The 2,471-nt window shown below is 56.0% G+C and carries 4 protein-coding genes; 1 reads left to right on the top strand and 3 read right to left on the bottom strand.

Annotated elements, in window-relative coordinates:
* Positions 1-493 (bottom strand): DNA gyrase subunit A (locus ABJN75_RS03630; RefSeq protein WP_348408484.1); only part of this gene is annotated, 493 nt, incomplete at its 3' end.
* 300 nt (positions 494-793) lie between these two features.
* On the opposite strand from ABJN75_RS03630, the gene ABJN75_RS03635 reads away from it, so the two are divergent.
* Entirely contained in the window at positions 794-1,426 is a 633-nt protein-coding gene (locus ABJN75_RS03635; protein WP_348185289.1) for a MarC family protein, read from the top strand.
* 7 nt (positions 1,427-1,433) lie between these two features.
* Here the strand turns inward: ABJN75_RS03635 and ABJN75_RS03640 are convergent, their stop codons facing one another.
* Together ABJN75_RS03640 and ABJN75_RS03645 are read right to left on the bottom strand one after the other, a co-directional pair.
* Positions 1,434-1,808 (bottom strand): hypothetical protein, encoded by a 375-nt coding sequence (locus tag ABJN75_RS03640; RefSeq protein ID WP_348185291.1) that lies wholly within the window; start codon positions 1,806-1,808, stop codon positions 1,434-1,436.
* Between the two features lie 202 nt (positions 1,809-2,010).
* A complete protein-coding gene (locus ABJN75_RS03645) occupies positions 2,011-2,382 on the bottom strand; it encodes a helix-turn-helix domain-containing protein (RefSeq protein ID WP_348185293.1) in 372 nt (123 codons plus the stop codon).
* Positions 2,383-2,471 lie beyond the last annotated feature (89 nt).

Here is a 2,471-nt window from a genome sequence, read left to right on the forward strand (position 1 = left end):
TGGTCGCCATCCCGACGGCGATACCGCCGGCGCCATTGACGAGCAGATTCGGGAACTTTGCAGGAAGGACGACAGGTTCGCTTTCGGAGTTGTCGTAGTTCTCCTGAAAGTCGACCGTCTCCTTGTCGATGTCGTCGAGAAGCTTGTGGGCGACCTTCTGCAAACGACACTCGGTGTAGCGCATGGCTGCCGCCGGGTCGCCGTCAATCGAACCAAAGTTTCCCTGGCCGTCAATCAAAGGCAGACGCAATGAAAAGGTCTGCGCCATACGCACAAGCGCGTCGTAAATGGCACTGTCACCGTGCGGATGGTATTTACCCATCACATCCCCGACCACGCGGGCAGACTTGCGATAGGGCTTGTTCCACTCGTAGCCGTTCTCATGCATCGAATACAAAATGCGACGATGCACCGGTTTCAGACCGTCTCGAACGTCGGGCAGCGCGCGGCTCACGATCACGCTCATGGCGTAATCGAGGTAGCTTCGCTTCATTTCGTCGACGATGGAAATCGGCTTGATATCGGACGGCGAAGCGCCGCCTGACGTGCTGTTATCCTGATCAGCCAAGGATTGAACTCATATCGTTGTTATTGCTTTTTCTTTTATATCCGATTCATCAATTTGAACCAAATGTGACGACCATTTCCAGATCGCGTTTACGTTATTGTATTCAATAGGTTACAAGCGTCATGCACAGGCTGGAAAATAGATTTGGTTTCCTTCGGTGATCAAAGGCGCCTCAAAGCTGTAAGATGCGCGGCAAAAGCCCCCGTTCCGGAGCGCAAGTGAGCCATGTTCGACTATTTAATCAACGCGTTTGCCACGCTTTTCGTTACCATCGATCCGGTCGGACTGGCCCCGATGTTCCTTGCAGTCACGTCCGGGCTTTCCGCCCATGATCGCCGCCGGGTTGCCATTCGGGCGACGGTGACCGCAGCTGGCATCCTGATGCTGTTTTTCGTGGCAGGTCAGACGGTTCTCAACGTGCTTGGGATCTCGGTCTCGGCATTCCGCGTGGCGGGTGGCGTCCTGCTGTTCCTGATCGCAATCGAGATGGTTTTCGGCAAGCGCGCCGCACGGAAATCCGAAACTGCAGAAAAGGCGGTAGAGGACAATCCACCGGGCGATGTTCACGAGGTCGCTATTTTCCCGCTTGCGATCCCCTTGATCGCGGGGCCAGCAGCCATTTCGGCCATCATCCTGTTGTCCGGTCAGGCTCCTGATACCCTCACCTATGCCGGGCTTGGGGCCGTCATTGCGACCATCCTCGGGCTCTGCCTGATCGCCTTCCTTCTGGCGGATAAGCTTGAGCGCCTGATGGGCGACACGGCTCAGCTGGTGATCACCCGATTGCTCGGGGTGCTTCTGGCAGCTCTCTCAATCCAGTTCATTGCCGACGGGGTTCTCGTGCTTGCGTCCGGCTGACATGCGCCTATCGCGCCAAAGTGACTTCAAACGTTTCCTCGGCGAAGCCGTGTACGGTGTCACGCGCACGAATTATCACCCTTGAGACGTCATCGGGTATCATGACACCGCCCAGACTGCGCGTGAATGGCTGCTCGTTGACATGCGGATGTGCCAGTACCCGTTCTCCCAGAATGTCTCCATCCGGTGTCATGACCTGCCATAAATCCGCGTAGTGATCCCAGCCTTCATCCTCATGACCAAGGGTGACGCTGAAGCGCCACAGACCGCCGCTCTCGATAGCGTCTACAGCCACGATCTTGACCTCCCCGGAAAGGGCTGTTCCGGCAAGGAACACGGACACAAGAAAAGCGTAGAGACATGCAGTCAAGCGGCGGCTCATGGGGACACTCCGGATCAGTTATCACGCTGGAACAAGGCAGTGGATCCTCGCCGATCCCCGTGCCCGGACAAAATCACAAGCACGTCATAGCGTCTAGCCAATCCGGCCATGACGGCCAGATTTAATCCCGATTGACGTACAGGGACCGCTCTCCGACATCCCGGAAGCAAACCGGAAGTGTCCGCAAACCTAAGTTCAGGGTTCAGCGAACCGTCTTCTGGCTGCCGTATTCCTCCGGCCAGAGTTCCTTGTTGGCGTCGCCCCAGTCCTTGAGAGCCTTGATAACCGGTTCAAGGCTGCGGCCGCGTGGTGTGAGAGAGTATTCGACCTTTGGCGGTATCACCGGATAGACCTTGCGCTCAATGAGGCCATCTGCTTCAAGCGAGCGCAACTGGTTGGTCAGCATGCGCTGTGTGACGCTTGGCAGCTTCTTTCGAATTTCGTTGAACCGCAAAGTACTCTCAAGAAGGTGGTACAGCACGACACCTTTCCACTTGCCGTCAACAAGGCTTAGAGTTGCCTCCACCGCACAGCCTGGACTGCACTCGAAACTCGTGTGTCTGGCACGCGCCATCACAGTATCCTTTTATATACCCAGTATCCAAAATGTTGGTTAGCGTCTTTTATGTGCGTTCTTGCCTTGCTAGACGATATGCCCCAAAT

This window comes from Hoeflea sp. (assembly GCF_039975035.1).
Taxonomy (GTDB): Bacteria; Pseudomonadota; Alphaproteobacteria; order Rhizobiales; family Rhizobiaceae; genus Hoeflea.

Excerpts from the sequence above, each read along its gene's own strand:
- ABJN75_RS03640 (WP_348185291.1), bottom strand. The coding sequence starts at position 1,808 with ATGAGCCGCCGCTTGACTGCATGTCTCTACGCTTTTCTTGTGTCCGTG.
- ABJN75_RS03635 (WP_348185289.1), top strand. The coding sequence starts at position 794 with ATGTTCGACTATTTAATCAACGCGTTTGCCACGCTTTTCGTTACCATC.
- ABJN75_RS03645 (WP_348185293.1), bottom strand. The coding sequence starts at position 2,382 with ATGGCGCGTGCCAGACACACGAGTTTCGAGTGCAGTCCAGGCTGTGCG.